The organism is Rhodophyticola porphyridii (genome assembly GCF_003688285.1).
Lineage (GTDB): Bacteria > Pseudomonadota > Alphaproteobacteria > Rhodobacterales > Rhodobacteraceae > Rhodophyticola > Rhodophyticola porphyridii.
The window spans coordinates 75,219-93,971 of sequence record NZ_RCNT01000007.1 but is presented as its reverse complement, the minus strand read 5'-3'; the positions used below and the strand labels follow the sequence as shown (position 1 = coordinate 93,971).

Annotated in this window: 16 protein-coding genes; 5 read left to right on the top strand and 11 right to left on the bottom strand. The window is 63.7% G+C overall.

Translation table 11 applies throughout. The features are described 5' to 3' along the window. Position 1: 1 nt before the first annotated feature. The 4 genes from pstA to D9R08_RS13955 all read right to left on the bottom strand — a co-directional run bounded on the left by pstA (position 2) and on the right by D9R08_RS13955 (position 5,144). Positions 2-1,345: a phosphate ABC transporter permease PstA gene (gene pstA / locus D9R08_RS13970; protein WP_121898685.1), complete on the bottom strand. Its 1,344-nt coding sequence runs from the start codon at positions 1,343-1,345 to the stop codon at positions 2-4. Further along, complete coding sequence (pstC, locus tag D9R08_RS13965; RefSeq protein WP_121898684.1) at positions 1,342-2,805, bottom strand: phosphate ABC transporter permease subunit PstC; 1,464 nt, start codon at positions 2,803-2,805, stop codon at positions 1,342-1,344. Before pstC ends, pstA begins: the two co-directional genes overlap by 4 nt. Before the next feature lie 77 nt (positions 2,806-2,882). Further along, positions 2,883-3,914 (bottom strand): substrate-binding domain-containing protein, encoded by a 1,032-nt coding sequence (locus tag D9R08_RS13960; RefSeq protein WP_121898683.1) that lies wholly within the window; start codon positions 3,912-3,914, stop codon positions 2,883-2,885. Positions 3,915-4,097: 183 nt separating this feature from the next. Next, positions 4,098-5,144: a sensor histidine kinase gene (locus D9R08_RS13955; protein WP_121898682.1), complete on the bottom strand. Its 1,047-nt coding sequence runs from the start codon at positions 5,142-5,144 to the stop codon at positions 4,098-4,100. A gap of 277 nt (positions 5,145-5,421) precedes the next feature. On the opposite strand from D9R08_RS13955, the gene D9R08_RS13950 reads away from it, so the two are divergent. After that, complete coding sequence (locus D9R08_RS13950) at positions 5,422-5,853, top strand: hypothetical protein (RefSeq protein WP_147450685.1); 432 nt, start codon at positions 5,422-5,424, stop codon at positions 5,851-5,853. Positions 5,854-5,868: 15 nt separating this feature from the next. On the opposite strand, the gene D9R08_RS13945 is transcribed toward D9R08_RS13950, so the two are convergent. The 6 genes from D9R08_RS13945 to rpsB all read right to left on the bottom strand — a co-directional run bounded on the left by D9R08_RS13945 (position 5,869) and on the right by rpsB (position 12,831). Next, a complete protein-coding gene (locus D9R08_RS13945) occupies positions 5,869-7,056 on the bottom strand; it encodes a trans-sulfuration enzyme family protein (RefSeq protein WP_121898853.1) in 1,188 nt (395 codons plus the stop codon). 112 nt (positions 7,057-7,168) lie between these two features. After that, positions 7,169-8,437, bottom strand: a complete 1,269-nt coding sequence (locus tag D9R08_RS13940) for a glutamate-5-semialdehyde dehydrogenase (protein ID WP_121898680.1) — start codon at positions 8,435-8,437, stop codon at positions 7,169-7,171. Between the two features lie 73 nt (positions 8,438-8,510). Next, the gene (gene proB, locus D9R08_RS13935; protein WP_121898679.1) at positions 8,511-9,629 is read right to left on the bottom strand and encodes a glutamate 5-kinase; all 1,119 of its coding nucleotides are present in this window, start codon (positions 9,627-9,629) and stop codon (positions 8,511-8,513) included. After that, positions 9,617-10,654 (bottom strand): GTPase ObgE, encoded by a 1,038-nt coding sequence (obgE, locus tag D9R08_RS13930; protein ID WP_121898678.1) that lies wholly within the window; start codon positions 10,652-10,654, stop codon positions 9,617-9,619. The genes proB and obgE overlap by 13 nt, the downstream gene beginning before the upstream one ends. Positions 10,655-11,021: 367 nt before the next feature. After that, positions 11,022-11,900 (bottom strand): translation elongation factor Ts, encoded by an 879-nt coding sequence (gene tsf, locus D9R08_RS13925; protein WP_121898677.1) that lies wholly within the window; start codon positions 11,898-11,900, stop codon positions 11,022-11,024. A gap of 79 nt (positions 11,901-11,979) precedes the next feature. Next, positions 11,980-12,831 carry a 30S ribosomal protein S2 gene (gene rpsB / locus D9R08_RS13920; RefSeq protein WP_121898676.1) on the bottom strand — a complete coding sequence of 284 codons (852 nt, stop codon included), beginning with the start codon at positions 12,829-12,831 and terminating at the stop codon, positions 11,980-11,982. A gap of 264 nt (positions 12,832-13,095) precedes the next feature. Here rpsB and D9R08_RS13915 point away from each other — a divergent pair, with 264 nt between their 5' ends. The 3 genes from D9R08_RS13915 (at position 13,096) to D9R08_RS13905 (ending at position 15,709) form a co-directional block, all read left to right on the top strand. Further along, complete coding sequence (locus D9R08_RS13915; protein WP_121898675.1) at positions 13,096-13,977, top strand: PfkB family carbohydrate kinase; 882 nt, start codon at positions 13,096-13,098, stop codon at positions 13,975-13,977. Between the two features lie 6 nt (positions 13,978-13,983). After that, positions 13,984-14,895, top strand: a complete 912-nt coding sequence (locus D9R08_RS13910) for a pseudouridine-5'-phosphate glycosidase (protein ID WP_121898674.1) — start codon at positions 13,984-13,986, stop codon at positions 14,893-14,895. 73 nt (positions 14,896-14,968) lie between these two features. After that, a complete protein-coding gene (locus D9R08_RS13905; RefSeq protein WP_121898673.1) occupies positions 14,969-15,709 on the top strand; it encodes a DUF502 domain-containing protein in 741 nt (246 codons plus the stop codon). 33 nt (positions 15,710-15,742) lie between these two features. Here D9R08_RS13905 and D9R08_RS13900 read toward each other — a convergent pair whose 3' ends face one another. Next, positions 15,743-17,557 (bottom strand): extracellular solute-binding protein, encoded by a 1,815-nt coding sequence (locus tag D9R08_RS13900; RefSeq protein WP_121898672.1) that lies wholly within the window; start codon positions 17,555-17,557, stop codon positions 15,743-15,745. Positions 17,558-17,899: 342 nt separating this feature from the next. Between D9R08_RS13900 and D9R08_RS13895 the strand changes: the two genes are divergently transcribed. Then, positions 17,900-18,685 carry a 3-hydroxybutyrate dehydrogenase gene (locus tag D9R08_RS13895; protein ID WP_121898671.1) on the top strand — a complete coding sequence of 262 codons (786 nt, stop codon included), beginning with the start codon at positions 17,900-17,902 and terminating at the stop codon, positions 18,683-18,685. The last annotated feature ends 68 nt before the right edge of the window (positions 18,686-18,753 follow it).

Here is an 18,753-nt window from a genome sequence, read left to right as displayed (position 1 = left end):
CTTACCAGCGGCGCTCGAACCGGCGGCGCAGCAGAATTGCGACCGCATTCATGAAAATCAAAAACACAAGCAGCACGATGATCGCGCCCGATGCTCGTTCCACAAAGGCAGGGTCGGAGCGTTGTGTCCAGTTATAGACCTGCACTGGCAATGCCGAGGCCGGGTCGAAAAAGCCGTCCGGCGGGGCAGATGGGTATTCGCGAACGAATGCCACCATGCCGATCAGCAGAAGCGGCGCGGTTTCGCCAAGGGCCTGGGCAAGGCCGATAATGGTACCGGTCAGGATACCGGGTGCGGCCAGCGGCAGGACGTGGTGGAACACCGATTGCATTTTGGAGGCGCCAAGGCCAAGTGCAGCGGAGCGGATCGAAGGCGGCACCGCGCGCAGCGATGCGCGGGTGGCAATGATGATCGTGGGAAGCGTCATCAGGGTCAGTACGAGCCCGCCGACGATGGGCGCTGATTGCGGAAGTCCCGCGAAGTTGATGAAGATCGCCAAGCCGAGGATACCGAAGACGATGGACGGCACGGCCGCAAGATTGGAAATATTCACCTCGATCAGGTCGGTGAACCGGTTTTTCGGTGCGAACTCCTCAAGATAGATCGACGCCGCCACTCCGATCGGCAGCGCCAGGACCAGAACCACGATCATCATGTAGAACGACCCCAGGATCGCTACGCCCAGACCGGCCGCCTCAGGGCGCTGGCCGGAGGCGTCGGGCGCAGTGATGAAGTCCCAGTTGAAGCGGGTATCCATCACGCCCTGCTCGCGCAGCGCCTCGGCCAACAGCAATTGCTCGGGCGAAACGTTGTTGTCGCGCTCGGCGCTGGCCATGGTGACGCGGCCCTTGAAAAACCCGTCTATCCGGCCGCCGGCAAGCAATTCCAGCGTGATCGTTTCGCCCACGATGTCCGGATTGGCCAGCACCATGGCGCGCAATTGCCCGGGGGCCTCATCCGAGATCATAGCCGCCATTTCGCGGGGCCCCAGGTCGGTCTCGATCCCCATCGACTGAACATGCTCAACGAAGCTCTGTCCCAGAAGCGGAGCGTAACCGAAGGTTGTGACCCGCGCCATCTCCTCGGGGTTGCGGTTGCCCTGCGGATCAAGCCTTTCCTCGGCCAGCGTCACCGGGAAGGTGATGAAGGTCTGCCGGAAAGAGCTGAGACCATTCGACAGGATCGAGGTCAGCAGCAGGACCAGTGCGAGGATACCGACGATCACGGCCGCCATGCCATAAGCGCGGAAGCGTGTTTCGGCGCGGTTGCGGCGGCGGGTCCGGTCATCCTGCTTCAGAAGCGAGGATGTCGGCGCCGTCGGCGAGGGTGCGGTTGCATCGCTCATTCGTACTGCTCCCGGTATCTGCGCACGATATAGAGTGCCATCACGTTCAGCCCGAGCGTGATGACGAAAAGGGTGAGACCCAGAGCAAAGGCGACCAGCGCCTCGGGACTGGAGAAATCGGTGTCGCCGGTCAGCTGACCCACGATCTTGACAGTGACGGTGGTCATGGCCTCGAACGGGTTCAGGTCCAGCCGGGCGGCCGCCCCTGCCCCGAGGACCACGATCATCGTCTCTCCGATGGCGCGGCTCGCGGCGAGCAGGATCGCCCCCACGATGCCCGGCAGCGCAGCCGGCAGGATCACCTGCTTTACGGTTTCCGAATGGGTCGCGCCAAGGCCGAAGCTGCCATCCCTGAGCGATTGCGGCACGGCGTTGATGATATCGTCGGACAGCGAGGAGACGAACGGGATCAGCATGATGCCCATCACGATCCCCGCGGTCATCACCGAGGAGGAGGAGGTGCCAAGCCCAAGCGGTTCGGCGAAGTAGTCGCGCAGAAGCGGGCCGACGGTGATCAGGGCGAAAAGGCCGTACACGATGGTCGGGATGCCGGCCAGGATCTCGATCAGCGGCTTGGCGAAGGAACGGACCCGGGCGCTGGCATACTCCGCCATGTAGATCGCGGCAAAAAGCCCGATCGGCACCGCCACGAGAAGCGCGATGACCGATACATACATCGTGCCCCATAACAGCGGAAGCAGGCCCAGTTCGGACGCATCGCTTTCGAAGGTCGGCGCCCATTCGGTTCCGAAGAAGAAATCCTGCGCGGGGTAGAGCTGGAAGAAGTTGAATGTCTCGAACAGCATCGACAGCACAATGCCGACGGTGGTCAGAATGGCGATGGTGGACGCAAGGACGAGGATCGTGAGTATCGCGTATTCAACCGTGTTGCGGGCACGAAATTCCTGATGGGTGCGGGCATAGGCATAGCCCAGACCGAGTGCGGCCAGGATCAGCACGACGATGGTCATCATCTGGTTGCCGATCCGGTTCAGCTCGCGGTAGCGCTGCGCGGCATCCAGCACTTCCGGCGTCACCTCGCCGCCAAGCGCCACACCGACCTCGCCCAGACGCGACCGGACATTGGTGAACTCGGTGCGGATGTTCTGCGCTTCCTCGCTGGTCAGCGCGCCCTGCTCGATCGCCACTTCCAGCCCTTCGGCCACGCGGCGCACATCGGTCATCACCAGACCGCGCGATCCGGCATCCTCGATCGCCGTATCGGTGATCATGGACGTCACCTGCCGCTCGATCACCACCGGCTGCACGAAAAGCCAGATGGTCAGTACCAGAAGCGCGGGCACAATCGTGAAGATCGAGACATTGGCCCCGTAATAGCTGGGGAGCGAATGCAGAATGCGACGGTCGCCCCCTGCACTGGCCATGGCGCGCTGCCGGCCGAGAACATAGCCCGCAACCCCAAGGCACAGGACGATCACAAGGATCCAAAGCAGTGGCATATAGTTGACTTTCGGGATCGGGAAACAGGATTGGCGGGGCCGCGGAAACGCGCCGCCCCGCCGGTTGCAAGCCTAGCTTACATTGTCTCTTCGTTTTCGATCTTGGCCTGGGTCTCGGCCAGTTCGGGGTCGGAGACGAGGCCATAGGCGGCCAGCGGGCCGAACGGGCCTGCGATATCGTCGGACACGAAGAAGGAGGCGAATTCCTTCAGGCCGGGGATCACGCCGATATGCGCTGCCTTGATGTAGAAAAACAGCGGGCGCGAAACCGGATATTCGCCGGTGGAGATGGTTTCCACGGTCGGCTCGACACCGGACATGGTGGCAACCTGCAGACGGTCCGTGTTGTTCTCGTAGAAGGCCAGACCGAACACGCCGATGCCTTCGGGGTTGGCGGAGATGCGGGCCAGCGTTTCGGTATAGTCGCCATCGATATCGGTGGAGACGCCATCGGTGCGGATCGCCATGCAGGTTTCTTCGGCCGCGTCTTCGTCGCCGCCATTGATCTCCATGATCGCTTCCATCGCGCCGCTGTCTTCACAGCCCTGCAGGATCACGTTTTCCTCGAACACCTCGCGGGTGCCGTGACGGGTGCCCGGGATGTAGGCCGCGATGGCCTGATCCGGAAGGTCGCCCACTTCGGACCAGTTGGTGTTCGGGTTGGCAACCAGCGCACCGTCAACCGGCAGTTCGGCGGCCAGCGCCAGATACCAGTGCTCGGGCGTGAACTCGAAGGAGTTGCCGTCGATGTCGCTGGCGAACACGATCCCGTCATAGCCGATGCGGACTTCGATGATGTCGGTCACGCCGTTCTCGGCGCAGGTCGCGATTTCGTTTTCACGGATCGAGCGGGAGGCGTTGGCGATGTCGATGGTGTTTTCGCCAACACCTTCGCAGAAGCGGCGCAGACCGGTGGAGGAGCCGCCGGATTCGACAACCGGGGTCGGGAATTCGAAGTTTTCACCGAAAGCTTCCGCCACGATGGCCGCATAAGGCAGCACGGTGGACGAGCCTGCGATCTGCACGTTGTCGCGGCTTTGAGCGACAGCGGCAGTGGCCGAAACGGCGGCAATAGCCAGCGCGGATACGGTCAGTTTAGCAAGTGACATGTAAGGAGACTCCCCTAGGGTTTCAGATCGTCGCGAACGTGCAGGTATCACACGCTCTCCCCCCGGCAGGTATCGGGGCCACGCAATGCTTTTGTGACAGCTTCGTAACGGTTTTATGACACTGCCGCCGGCGTCCCTCGGGCCCATCGCCGACATTCCCGGTCGTCCGCCGCACAGGACGATTCAACTCGTTGGCAAGATGACCGAAAAGACGCTGCCCTGCCCCGGTTCGCTCGAAATTCGCAGCCGCCCGCGGTGCCGGTTGACGATATGTTTCACGATCGCAAGGCCCAGTCCGGTGCCGCCCATGTCCCGGCTGCGGTGGGTATCGACGCGGTAGAATCGTTCGGTCAGGCGCGGCAGGTGAAGCGGGTCGATCCCGTCGCCGCGGTCGATCACATCCACCCGGATCACGGGCCCCTTCATCGTCCCGGTCCCCATGGTCCGGCTGGCCCGCAGAATGACGGGCCGCCCGCCGCCGCCATATTTGAGCGCATTTTCCGTCAGGTTCAGGAACACCTGCGTCAGCTGATCGGCATCGCCGGTCACCGGAAGCGGCCCCCCTTCCCCGTCTATCTGCAACTGATTGCCCGTCTCCTCGGCTCCGGGTTTCAGCGAAGCCACGACGCCGCTCAGCACATCTGCCAGATCGACGGTTTCCTGCGGGCGCATGCGCTCCTGCCCCTCCACCCGGCTGAGCGAGAGCAGATCCTGGATCATGCGGTTCATCCGCCTGGCTTCGTCCTCCATGATGCCCAGAAACCGCTCCTGCGCGACCGCGTCGTTGCGGGCCGGACCCCTCAGCGTTTCTATGAACCCCAGAATCGCAGTCAGCGGTGTGCGCAACTCATGACTGACATTGGCGACGAAATCCCGACGCATCTCCTCGGCCTCGCGCAGATGGGTGATATCCTGAAAATGCAGCAACACGCCGTCATAGCGCACGGTGGACTTGGTGACCGGCCGGATCGTGACCCGGAACACGGTCTCCCCGGCCTGATCGCTCTGAACGAAGCGCGCCTCGCTGCCGGTGCCATTTTCGAACGCGGCTTCGATCCGGCTCAGAAGCGCGGGCTGGCGCAGGGCGGTGACATAGTTGCGCCCCCGTATCCAGTCCCCCAGAAGGGCGCGGGCGGGCGTGTTTGCGCCTGCGATGGTGCCCTCGGTATCAAGCAGCACCATGGGCTCGGGCACGGTCTCCAGCAGATTGCCGGCAATGACATAGGGCATGGTGGGGCCTCTCGGAGCGAAATGCAGGCAGGCGGCGTCACCGGCCGCGATAGCGATTTTCTGTGCGCTTCACAATGTCTGCCCAGACCCCTGCCCCGTCGGGCCCGATGCAGAGGAGCATTTCGCGAAAAAGTGAGTCCGCAGCTCTTTCCCCGCGCGGGTCAGGCGCTAGTTCCCCTTCATCTGCAACCGAGCGGCGGGAGGGGTCCTTCAGACCGGGTCCGCAAACCCCCGCTGCCCGTCCCTGGCAGATCGACCGGAGGACATGCCGAAAGGCATGAACAGACACATGATGGACGGCCCGATCAGACGGCGCAGCGACCGCGCCGCCGCCAGCGGTGCAACCGACCAGCGGTTGCGCCGGATTTATGCCGTGGCGCTGACGCCCGAAGTCATTGACCGCCTGCCGCGCCATCTGCGCGATCCGGACTGCGACATGATCGCCATTTCCTACGATCATCTGCGGGACGCGGTCCTGTCCGGGCCCGATGCGCCCGCGCTTGTCCTGTCGCCTCTGGTGACGGAGGTCTTCGATGCGATCGATATGGCCCGATATCTGAGCGAGGCGGGTTTTCGCGGTCGCTACCTTGCATTGGTGGACACGCTGCCAAGCGCAAATCTGATCCGGCGCGAGGTGGCGGCGCTGGCCCCGGATCTCAGTTTCGACGTCGTGGTGCTGGACGGCTCATCCCCGCTGCACGCGCTTTAGCGGCGGGGCAATGCCTCAGAGCGCGCCAAGCGCCTGCGAGAAATCGGCCTTGAGCAGATCGATCTCCTCGATCCCGACCGAGACGCGGAAAAACCCCTCGGTCATGCCAAGCGCCTCCCGCGCGCCCGGCGTCAGCGCCCGATGGGAGGAACTGGCCGGGTGGGACACCGTTGTGCCCACATCGCCGAGCGTCGGCGCAAAGGCCAGTTGCGGCACAGCCTCGATCATGCGGTTGGCCTCGGCGCGGCCGCCGCCGATGACGAAGCTGAGCATGTTGCCATCGCGCCCGCCCAACAGGCTCCGGGCGCGCGCATGGTCAGGGTGGTCGCGCCGGCCCGGATAGATCACCGTCTCCACGCCCGGAAGCTGCGCCAGATGGTCGGCAAGGGCGCGCGCATTGGCCTCCGCCCGGCCAAAGCGGAGCGGAAAGGTATAAAGCCCCCGCTCGGCCATCCAGCAATCATAGGGGCTGGGCGTCATGCCCGCGGTCGTGGCGAAATCATAGATCGCCCTGCGATGTTCAGGGTTTCTTGCAGCCGCATAACCAAGCGTCACATCGGAATGCCCGGCCAGCAGTTTTGTCACCGAATGGATCACCAGATCGGCACCGTGATCGAAGGGCTTGTAGCCGATCGGCGTGGTGAAGGTGTTGTCCACCATCAAGAGTACGCCGCGATCCCGGGCAAGGGCGGCAATCCCCTCCATATCGGCCACGCGCAGCGTCGGGTTGGAGACGACCTCTACAAGGATCAGCCGCGTTTCCGGCCTGATCGCGGCGGCCATCGCTTCGGCATCGGTCGGGTCGGCAAACGTCGCATTGATCCCGAAGCGCGGCAGATCCTGCGTCAGCATCCGCAGGGACCGGCCGTAAAGCTGGTCACCTCCCACAACATGATCCCCGGCTTTCAGCAGGCCCATCAGAACTGCGGCAACCGCCGCCATGCCGGACCCGACGATCAAGCCGCCCTCGGCCCCTTCCAGCATGTCGATCTTGCTGGCCAGCACCTCGGCATTCGGGTGACCTTCCCGCGCATAGGTGTAGCCCTTCGCGGTGCCTTCGTATTGCGCGTCCAGCGCGTCGGGCGATGGCGAGGCATAGACGACGGAGGGTTGCAGCGGCGTGACGACGGCGCGGCTTACGCTGTCGGGAAAGGCCGTTCGGCGCACAAGGGTGCTGGGCGTGGAATTGGGGCGATCTTCCATATCGGTCATCCTGAACAAGGCAAAGAGATGTCGGTTGTCACCGGCCCATGGGGGCGACTAGCGAGGCGGTTGCGCCCGGGCCAGTGTTTTTCAGGCGGCGGGCCCTGCGCGATCAGGGCCGCACAGTGCCATCGCCCCTTACCAGATACTTGAAGGAGGTCAGTTGTTCCGCCCCGACCGGCCCGCGGGCGTGCAGCTTGCCCGTGGCAATCCCGATTTCGGCGCCCATGCCGAATTCACCGCCATCGGCAAACTGGGTTGAGGCATTATGCATCAGGATCGCGCTGTCCAGCCGGGTGAAAAACCGCAGCGCGGCAGCATTGTCTTCGGTGACGATCGCGTCGGTATGGTTCGAGCCGAAGGTGCGGATATGGGCAATGGCCCCGTCGATATCGTCGACCACCCGCGCGGCGATGATCATGTCCAGAAATTCACGCCCCCAATCGTCGGGGCCGGCGGGCACGGTACCCTCGATCCCGGCCAGGGTCTCATCCACGCGCACCTCCACCTTGGCGTTCAGCAACGCCTTGATCACGCCCTGCCCGATCGTGTCGACCACGTCGCGATGGATCAGCAGGCATTCCGCTGCGCCGCAGATACCGGTGCGCCGGGTTTTCGCATTCAGAGTGATCTTCAGCGCCTTTTCGGGGTCTGCCGCCGCATCGATATAGATATGGCATATACCTTCGAGATGGGCGAAAACCGGTACGCGCGCTTCCCGCTGGACGAGGTCCACCAGTGTCCTGCCGCCACGCGGCACGATCACATCGACCGTATCGGTCATCGTCAGCAGCTCCTGGACGGCTGCCCGGTCGCGGGTGGGCACACGCTGCACTGCGTCGTCCGGCAGCCCCGCCGCGCGCAGCCCGTCCTTCAGGCATTCCACCAGCACCGCCGAGGAATGAAAGCTCTCCGAGCCGCCCCGCAGGATCACAGCATTGCCCGATTTCAGGCAAAGCGCACCTGCATCCGCAGTGACATTCGGGCGGGACTCGTAGATCACGCCGATCACGCCAATGGGCGTGCGCACGCGGCTGATATGCAGCCCGCTCTCCATGTCCCATTCGGTGATGATCTGACCCACGGGGTCGGTCTGCGCGGCGACCGCGCGCACCCCGTCCACGATGCCTTGCACACGGGCCGCATCCAGCATCAGCCGGTCGAGAAGTGCCGCACTCAGCCCTTTGTCCCGCGCATGCTCCATATCCCGCGCATTGGCGGCGACGATCTCGTCGCGACGCGCCCGGATCGCATCGGCCGCGGCCTCCAGCGCCGCCCGCTTTGCGTCTGGGGAGGCAAAGGCCAGCTCCTGGGCGGCGGCCTTGGCGCGCTGGCCGATATCGGCCATCAGGGCGGGAATGTTGTCGGTCAGGTCTTTCATGCGGGAAACCTTGTCGCGAGGGCGCGGAGGTCACAGGATATGCGGATTTGAGCCGGGAGGAAAGCCGGATGGCTCACAGGACCATATCATCGCGATGGATCAGCGCGGCGCGGCCCGGATAGCCCAGAATTTCCTCGATCTCGCGGCTGTGATGGCCTGCGATCGCCCGCGCCTCGGCGGCGGTGTAGCGCGCAAGGCCAAGACCCAGGCGCACCCCGTCGGGCGCGTGAAGTTCGACGGGATCGCCCCGATTGAAGCCGCCGGTCACCCGGACCACGCCCGCCGGCAGCAGCGACTTGCCCCGCCCCAGAGCCGCTACCGCGCCTGCGTCGAGCACAACCACCCCCTTGGGTTTCATCGCGGAAATCCAGCGTTTGCGCGCCGCCTGCGGATCGAGTGTGGCAGTGAACCACGTCGCATTCGCGCCCTCATGCAGCGCGCGCAGCGGCCGCCGCGACGAGCCTTCGGTGATCGCCATCGCGCAGCCCGCCGCTGTGGCGGTTTTGGCTGCCATGAGCTTCGTCTTCATGCCGCCCTTCGACAGTCCCGACCCCGCGTCTCCCGCCATCGCCTCGATTTCCGGCGTGATGGACGCGATCACGGGGTACCGGCGGGCCGAAGGGTCCTGGGCCGGGTTGGCGGTGTAGAATCCGTCCACATCGCTCAGCAGCACAAGCTGATCGGCGCCCGCCATCACGGCCACATTCGCCGCCAGCCGGTCATTGTCGCCATAGCGGATTTCATCGGTCGCGATCGTGTCGTTCTCGTTCACGATCGGAACCACCCCGAGGCCAAGCAGCGTGGCGACGGTCGAGCGCATGTTCAGATAGCGCCGGCGGTCGGCGCTGTCATCGAGCGTCAGCAGGATCTGCGCGGTGGTGATCCCGTGCGGCGCCAGCATTTCTTCATAAGCGCGCGCCAGCCGGATCTGCCCGACCGCCGCGGCGGCCTGCGCCTGTTCCAGCGACAGATCCCCCTGCCCGAGGTTCAGCACGTTGCGCCCGAGCGCGATGGAACCCGAGGAGACGAGGATCAGATCGATCCCTCGCCCGCGCAACTCGGCCACGTCTTCGGCCAGCCCCTGCAGCCAGTCGGCGCGAAGCATACCGCTCGCCCGATCCACCAGCAGCGCGGAGCCGATCTTCACGACCAGCCGGCGGGCCTCTTTCAGGCTGGGGGTCAGGGACGCCACGGTCCCGGCTCCTCGGTATCGGCCCGCAGACGCAGCCGGTCCGCGTCGATCCGGGCCCGCAGGGCGCGCAACACCTCAACGAGCCCGGTGCGCGCCACCCCCGACATCTCCAGCACCGGGTCACCGGTCACCGCGTCCAGCGCGGCGCGTTTCTCGGCCCGTTCCTCATCGCTGAGCGCATCGATCTTGTTCAGGACGGTGACGCGCGGTTTCTCGTTCAACGCGCCGCCATATTCGGTCAACTCGGTGATGATCGTCCGCCAGTCGGCGACCACGTCTTCGGCGGTGCCGTCAACCAGATGCAGCAGCACCGAACAGCGTTCCACATGGCCCAGAAACTGGTCACCGAGGCCCCTGCCCTCATGCGCACCCTCGATCAGGCCTGGGATATCGGCTACGACGAATTCGGCATTGTCCACGCCGACGACCCCCAGATTGGGATGCAGCGTGGTGAAGGGATAATCGGCGATCTTGGGCCGGGCATTCGACGTCGCCGCCAGAAAGGTGGATTTGCCCGCATTTGGTAGGCCCAGAAGGCCCACATCGGCGATCAGTTTCAGCCGCAGCCAGATCGTCCGCTCAACCCCCTCCTGCCCCGGATTGGCGCGCCGGGGCGCCTGATTGGTGGAGGATTTGAAATGCAGGTTGCCGAAACCGCCATTGCCGCCGCGGGCCAGCAGCACCCGCTGGCCCACTTCGGTCATGTCCGCGATGACCGTTTCTTCATCCTCTTCAAGGATTTCCGTACCAACCGGCACGCGCAGCACGATATCCGCCCCGTCCTTGCCGGTGCGTTGCTTGCCCATGCCGGGCTGGCCGGATTTGGCAAAGAAATGCTGTTGATAGCGAAAGTCGATGAGAGTGTTCAGACCGTCCACCGCCTCGGCCCAGACATCGCCGCCGCGCCCGCCGTCGCCGCCATCGGGGCCGCCATATTCGATGTATTTCTCGCGACGGAACGACACCGCGCCGCCGCCGCCGCCGCCGGAGCGGATGTAGACCTTCGCAAGATCGAGAAACTTCATCGAAACGGTCCTTTAGCTGTGCTTCCGGCGATACAGGGTATGACGTGCAGGCTCAAGCCGGACATTTTTTACCAAAAAGTAAGGAATCCCTTACTTTCAGCCACCGCCAGAATGACGCAAGGTAAACATGTTCCGTGAGTGATGGTTTTTTTGGCCAGGAACACTGGAAACGGGGGTTCTTTCAAACCCTACGACCAGCCGGGAGACCGGCAAGAACGTGCCGTCGGGCGTATTCTCGCTCGATGGCACGGGCTCTCCGTCGGCGGCCGCGTGTCATCCCCAATGGTGCGGTGCCGGGAGATAAGAACGGCGCTGCCTTGTCCCTGGCAGCGCCGTTTCTTTTGTTACCCGCTGTCTGCTACGGATTTCAGCCCCCGGCTGCGGTTTTGGCGACCTCGGCGGCGAAATCTTCCTCGACCTTCTCGATACCTTCGCCGACCTCAAGCCGGACGAAGCCGGTGATCTCGACGCCCGCCTCCTTGGCGGCGGCGCCGACCGTCAGGTCCGGGTTCACCACGAATGCCTGATTGAGGAGCGTGACCTCGGACAGGAATTTCTTCATCCGGCCCACGATCATCTTTTCGATCACGGCTTCGGGCTTGCCGCTTTCCCGGGCGATATCCATCTGGACCTGCTTCTCTTTCTCGACGAACGCAGGGTCCAGATCGGCTTCGGAGAGGGAGGCGGGGTTCACGGCGGCCACATGCATGGCAACCTGACGGGCAAAGCCCTCGTCACTGCCGGTCATGGCGACCAGAACGCCGATCTTGCCCATACCCTCGGCGGCGGCGTTATGCACATAGGACACGACCTTGTCGCCGGACAGTTTTTCCATCCGCCGCAGCGCCATGTTTTCGCCGATGGTGGCGATCTTCGCGGTGACGGTCTCCTCGACGGTCTTGCCACCAAGATCACTGCCTTTCAGCGCCTCCAGGTCGTCGGCGCCGGTGGCCGCTGCCGCGATGCGTGCAACCATGTCCTGAAACTCGGCGTTTTTGGCCACGAAATCGGTCTCGGAGTTGACTTCGACGGCGACGCCGGTGCCACCGTCAACTGCGACGGCCACAAGGCCCTCGGCAGCGGTACGGCCGGATTTCTTGGCCGCCTTGGCCAGACCCTTGGTGCGCAGCCAGTCGACGGCTGCCTCCATGTCGCCATCGGTTTCGGTCAACGCCTTTTTGGCGTCCATCATGCCTGCGCCCGTGCTGTCGCGCAGCTCTTTCACCATTGCAGCGGTAATCGCCATGGGAGTGATCTCCTGATCTTGTCGTATGCGGCGGATGGGCCGGGCGTACCCGGCCCAGATGTCAGTGGCGTGACGGCCCTCAGGCCTTTGCCTCTTCCTCGGCGGCGGGCTCGGCTGCGGCAGCCGGGGCCTCCTCGGCAGGTGCCTCTTCGACGGCGGGCGCCGCTTCGGCCGGCGTTTCGGTCAGCGCGTCTTCGACGCTGCCCTCTTCAAGCGCGCCCAGATCCACGCCCGCGCCTTCCATCTGTGCGGTCATCCCGTCAAGTGCGGCACGGCTGATCAGATCGCAGTAGAGCGCGATGGCGCGCGCCGCGTCGTCATTGCCGGGGATGATGTAATCGACACCGTCGGGGGAACAGTTGGTATCGACCACTGCCACGACCGGGATGCCCAGTTTCTTGGCTTCGAGGATGGCAAGATCTTCCTTGTTCACGTCGATCACGAAAATCAGGTCGGGCAGACCGCCCATTTCGCGGATGCCGCCAAGGGAGGCCTGCAGCTTGGTCTGGTCGCGTTCCATGCCAAGACGTTCCTTCTTGGTCAGGCCCTCGGTGCCCTGCTCCATGGCCTCGTCGATCTGCTTCAGCCGGTTGATCGAGTTGGAGACGGTTTTCCAGTTGGTGAGGGTTCCGCCCAGCCAGCGGTGGTTCATGTAGAACTGCGCGCACCGTTCTGCGGCATCCGCAATGGGTTTCTGCGCCTGACGCTTGGTGCCGACGAAAAGGACGCGGCCGCCTTTTGCGACGGTGTCCCGCACGGCGTTCAGAGCCGCGTCCAGCATCGGCACGGTCTGGGTCAGGTCGAGAATGTGGATGCCATTGCGCTCGCCATAGATGAACTCGCCCATGCGGGGGTTCCAGCGTTGCGTCTGGTGGCCGAAGTGAACGCCAGCTTCCAAGAGCTGACGCATGGAGAAATCAGGGAGCGCCATGTCCAATGTTCCTTTTCCGGTTTGCGCCTCGGCGAAGGAATAGGACGGATGTCCAACCGGTGGACCGAACGGGGATGTCTCCCCCGAAGGCCCGCCTTCGCCTGTGAAGTGCGCGCCAGATAGGCCGTTTCGGGGCCGGGCGCAAGCCCCATGCTTGGCCAGGCAGTGCACGGCGGGCGGAAGGGTGCAGCGCGCAGACGAATTCGACACGCAAGGATGCATCGGGGCATGGACGCGCAGAACGCGGGCGGATAGGAAAGCCGGATGAGTGTTCGGCCTGATATCCTGTGCATTGGTTCGGTTCTGTGGGACGTGATCGGCCGGTCGGATCTGGCGATGGTCGCGGGTAATGACAAACCGGGCCGGATCAGCCGGATCCCAGGCGGCGTGGCGCTGAATATCGCGATGACGCTGCGACGGTTCGACCTGACGCCCGCCCTGATCTCGGTTGTCGGCCGCGATGCTGAAGGCCATGCGCTGCTGGCAGAATGCGGCCAGATGGGCCTTGTGACCGAACATGTGCTGATCGACCCGGATCTGCCCACCGATCAGTATATGGCCATCGAGGCGCGGGGCGATCTGATCGCGGCGATTGCGGATGCCCATTCGCTGGAGGCGGCGGGCGCCCGGATACTGGCCCCGCTCGGCGACGGGCGGCTTGGTGATCATCGCGCGCCATGGTCCGGGCTGATCGCGATCGACGGCAACCTGACGGAGGCGCTTTTGTCGGAGATCGCGGAAAGCCCTGCCTTTGCAGCGGGCGATTTGCGCATCGCGCCCGCCTCGCCCGGAAAGGCCGAACGCCTGAAACCCCTGATGGGTCATCCGCGCGCCACGCTTTACGTGAATTGCGAAGAGGCCGGATTGCTGACCGGTACAGCGCCGGACACCGCCCGGGAGGCCGTCAACGCGATGCTCGCCGCAGGCGCGCGGCGGGTTCTGGTGACGAATGGTGCGGGCAGCGCGGCCTTCGGCATCGATAAGGAGGTGCTGGTCTGCGATCCGCCGCGCGTCGATGCAAGGCGGGTCACCGGTGCGGGCGATACCTTCATGGCCGCCCATATTGCCGCCGAGGCCCGCGGCGTCACTCCGGAAGATGCCCTGAAACAGGCGGTCAAGGCTGCTGCGGATTATGTGTCTGGATAGAACATCATGAACGATATCATTGCCTTGTCGCGCGACGTTCAGGTCGCTTTTGATGGCGGCGCGCCGATTGTGGCACTGGAAAGCACAATCATCACCCACGGTATGCCCTATCCGCAGAACCTGCAGACCGCGAGGGCGGTGGAGGCGCAGGTCAGGGAAGCGGGCGCCATACCGGCGACCATCGCGGTGATGAACGGCAAGATACGGATCGGTCTGGACCCTGCGGAGCTTGACGCCCTGGCGCAAACCCCCGACGCGATGAAGCTAAGCCGCGCCGATCTGGCGGTGGCGCTTGCCTCCGGCGCCGTCGGGGCGACCACGGTCGCGGCGACGATGATCTGCGCTGCGCGCGCAGGCATCGACGTCTTCGCAACAGGTGGCATTGGCGGTGTGCATCAGGGAGCCGAGCAGAGTTTCGACATTTCCGCCGATTTGCGGGAACTGTCCGAAACGCCGGTGACCGTGGTGGCCGCCGGAGCCAAGGCCATTCTGGACTTGCCCAAGACGCTGGAGGTATTGGAAACACTGGGTGTACCCGTGATCGCCTTTGGGCAGGAGGCCTTTCCTGCGTTCTGGTCGCGCGACAGCGGGCTGAGCGCGCCGCTCAGGATGGATAGCGCCGCAGAAATCGCGGCGGCCCATCGCATGCGAGCTGCCCTTGGCCTGCCCGGCGGCCAGCTGGTGGCGAACCCGATCCCCGAAGTCGACGAACTACCGCGCGAGATGTTGGCGCCGCTTATCGCCCAAACCCAGGCCGAGGCCGCAGCTCAGGGTGTGACAGGCAAGGCGGTGACGCCGTTCCTGCTGCAACGCCTGTTCGAACTGACCGATGGCCGGTCGCTACGTGCCAATATTGCGCTTGTGATGAACAATGCGCGGCTTGCGGCCGGAATCGCGACGGAATTGGCGGCCCGGTAGATCATCCGCCGCTTGTGTGGCTGCGACAAGCCGCTTAAATGTTAGGTCTATGCACCCTTATTACGGCTGACGGATGCAATTGCCCGAATCCTCTCCACCGCCCCGGCGCGGTTTTTTTGCTTCGCTGCGCGGGAACTTCCTGACCGGTCTGGTGGTGATCGCACCTATCGGCCTGACGGCTTGGCTGATCTGGTCCATCGTCGGGTGGGTTGACGGGTGGGTTCTGCCGTTCATCCCCACCGCCTACAACCCGGTCCTGCTGATCCGCGAGTATACCGGACTTGAGGTCGATGTGCGCGGTCTGGGCGTGGCAACCTTTCTGGTCTTCACCGTCATCGTGGGCTGGATCGCGAAAGGGCTGATCGGACGCTCGATGATCAAATGGGCCGAGTCCGTCGTGCTCAGCATCCCGGGTGTGCGCAGCATCTACTCCGGTCTGAAACAGATCGTCGAAACGGTTCTGGCGCAGGGAGAGGCCAATTTCGACAAGGCCTGCCTCGTGGAATACCCGCGCAAGGGCATCTGGGCGATTGCCTTCATCTCGACCAATGCCAAGGGCGAGATCGCGGCAACCAATGACAATGACATGGTATCGGTCTTCCTGCCGACCACGCCGAACCCCACCTCGGGTTTTCTGTTGTTCGTGCCGCGCGCGGATGTGCAGATTCTGAGTATGAGCGTCGAGGATGCGGCAAAACTGGTGATCTCCGCCGGTCTGGTCTACCCTAACAACGGGCAGGATCCATCGGCCCCGCCGGAAATCGGTCCCGCCAAAACGGCCGGCGCGGAAAAAACACCCGACGCTGCGGAGTAGTTTCCGCCCCGGACGACGACGGGTGCGGCCCCCCTACTCCGCCTCCTCGTACCACCAGACATCCGGATGGAAGTTCAGAAAATCGCCGTAGATCGGCAGCGTTTCGGGATAGCGCAACTCCCGCACATGGGCGATCCGCGAGACCGGGGAATGCCAGATCGGGATCACATGGCGCCCGGCGGTCAGAATCCGGTCCAAAGCGCGGACGGCCGCCTGATAATCCTCCAGGCTATCCGATGTCAGCATACGGTCGATCATCGCCTCGATCGCCGGGTTGCACACGCCCATCAGATTGCGGGAGCCTTGGGTTTCGGCCATCTCGCAGCCCCAATAGAGCCGCTGTTCGTTGCCGGGGCTCAATGACAGGCCCCGTCGATAATAGGTCATGTCGAAATCGAACGCGTCCGTGCGTTCGCGGTACTGCGCGCTGTCGACGGTGGAAATGCGCGGGCTGATCCCGAGCCGGGAGAGCGCCTCCACGTAGATATTGATGATCGACTGGTTTTCGGAAGACCCCTGTTGCAGCAGGATCTCGAAGCTGAAGGGCTCCCCGTCCGGGCCCACCATGACGCCGTTTTCGATGGAATACCCGGCCTCCTCCATCAGGGAAAGCGCGGCGCGGGTTCCGGCGCGATTGGCCTCCGAGCCGTCCGAGACGGGCATTTCATAACCTTCCAGCGCACCGGGCAGCAACGCATCCGCGAAGGGCTCCAGAAATTCGGCCACGCGGCCTTGCGCCGGTCCGGGCTCCATGGCGAGGACGGAGTTCGCGAAATAGGAGGTGATGCGCGGTTCGGAGCCGCCGTTGATCGTCTGGTTGATGAACTCGAAATTGAATGCCTGGATCATCGCCTCGCGCACCCGCCAGTCCTCGAAGGCCGGGGTTCGGCCGTTCATCACAAAGCCGGTCATGCCGGTCGGACGCTGATGCGGGATGAGCGATTTCACGACCTCGCCAGACTGGATGCGCGGGAAATCGTAATTCTGTTCCCAGTTCGCCGCATTGGTCTCCCGGATCGTGTTGATGATGCCCGAGGTGAACGCCTCGAACATCGCCGTGGCGTCGCCGAAGAACTCCAGCCGCACCTCGTCGATCACGTTCGTGCCGCGCCGGAACGGCAGATCCGCGCCCCAGTAATCCGGGTCGCGCGTGAGGGAGACGTAGCGGCCCGCTTCGTAATCGGTGATCACGTATGGCGCAGTTGTGATCGGAACGATGTCGAGTCCGCTGGTGGCGAAATCCACCCCATCCCATTGCGCGGCCTTCAGGATCGGACGCATTCCCATGAGCAGGGCCATTTCGCGATTGGCCTCGACAAAGGTTATCCGGATGCCGCGCTCGCCCACCGGCTCGATCCCCGCGACATTTTCCCACGCACTGCGATAGCGGGGATGACCTTCGGTGCCGAGCGTCTCGTAAGACCAGATCACATCCTCCACTGTGACCGGGCTGTCATCGGAAAACCGCGCCTCGGGCCGCAGATGGAACTCGACCCACTGCCCCTCCGGATCGGCCTCGACCGATTCGGCCAGGAGACCGTAAAGGGAGAAGGGTTCGCCATAGGATCTTCCCATCAGCGATTCGTAGGCCAGAAACCGCAACTGCCACGGGACGCTGCCAAGCCGGCTATGCGGGTTCAGACTGTCGAAGCTTCCGACCTCGCCGGTCACCACGCGCCCGCCGGTCGGGGCATCGGGGTTGGCATAAGGCAGATGCGCAAAATCTGGTGGCAAAGCGGGGTCACCATACATAGCGATGCCATGCTGCGGCTCGGCCCAAGCTGTAGTGCCGAGAATCGCGATGGCTCCTAAAGTGGCGAAAAATCTGGTGAAACAATCTGCGCGCATCTGTGGACAATCCTCTGATTGCTTTGTTTGCCTGTGGGGCAACGCTATCCCCGCCATGGGACCATTACAAACTTTTCGGTTGGACTCTGAGCAAGCCATTGCTTATAAAGATGTCACTGCTCGATAGGTTTCTTGCCTGTATGAAACCTGCCTCAATAACTTAACGCCGGCTTCGTGCCGGCGTTTTTTTGTGCCCGGGCGGGAAACTCCGTTAACCCTGTCGCGGAGGGTGGCGCACCGGTGGCGGGCCCCGCACCCCGCAAGTCTGCGTGAGCGGTCCTGTTCATTTTGCAGATGCAGCATTATGGTAGGTAAAGCGCAAATCAGACGGAGCTTTCGCCCATGGCCATCACCACCGATCTTTCCGGGAAAACCGCGGTCATCACCGGTTCGAACTCAGGCATCGGGCTTGGCATCGCGCGCGAACTGGCCAAGGCCGGGGCCAATGTGGTGCTGAACTCCTTCACCGACACCAAGGATGATCATGCGCTTGCACAGGAAATCGCGGATGTGACCGGGGTTGAGGCACGGTATCTCAAGGCCGATATGTCTAAGGGCGAGCAGTGTCGCAAGCTGATCGAAGAGGCCGGCGCCTGCGATATCCTGATCAACAATGCGGGTATCCAGTATGTGGCCGCGATCGACAAGTTTCCGGCGGAGAAATGGGACGCGATCCTCGCCATCAATCTCAGTTCGGCCTTTCACACGACCGCCGCCGCTCTGCCGATGATGCGGGAGGCGGGATGGGGCCGCGTGATCAACATCGCCTCGGCCCATGGCCTGACGGCGTCGCCATACAAATCCGCCTATATCGCGGCCAAGCACGGGATCGTCGGCCTGACCAAGACCGTGGCGCTGGAAACCGCCGAAGAGCCGATCACCGCCAACGCGATCTGCCCCGGCTACGTCCTGACCCCGCTGGTGGAGGCGCAGATCCCCGACACGATGAAGGAATACGACATGGGCCGCGAAGAGGTGATCAAGAACGTGATGCTGAAGCGCCAGCCCTCCAAGGAGTTCGCGACCGTCGAACAGATGGGTGGCACAGCCGTCTTCCTGTGTTCGGAGGCCGCGGCCCAGATCACCGGAACCACGATCAGCGTCGATGGAGGATGGACGGCGCTGTGACCGCACAGCGGGCACAACGAGCCGGAGAAGACGTGTTTCGGAGAAACATGTGGCACGGCCCGGTCGCA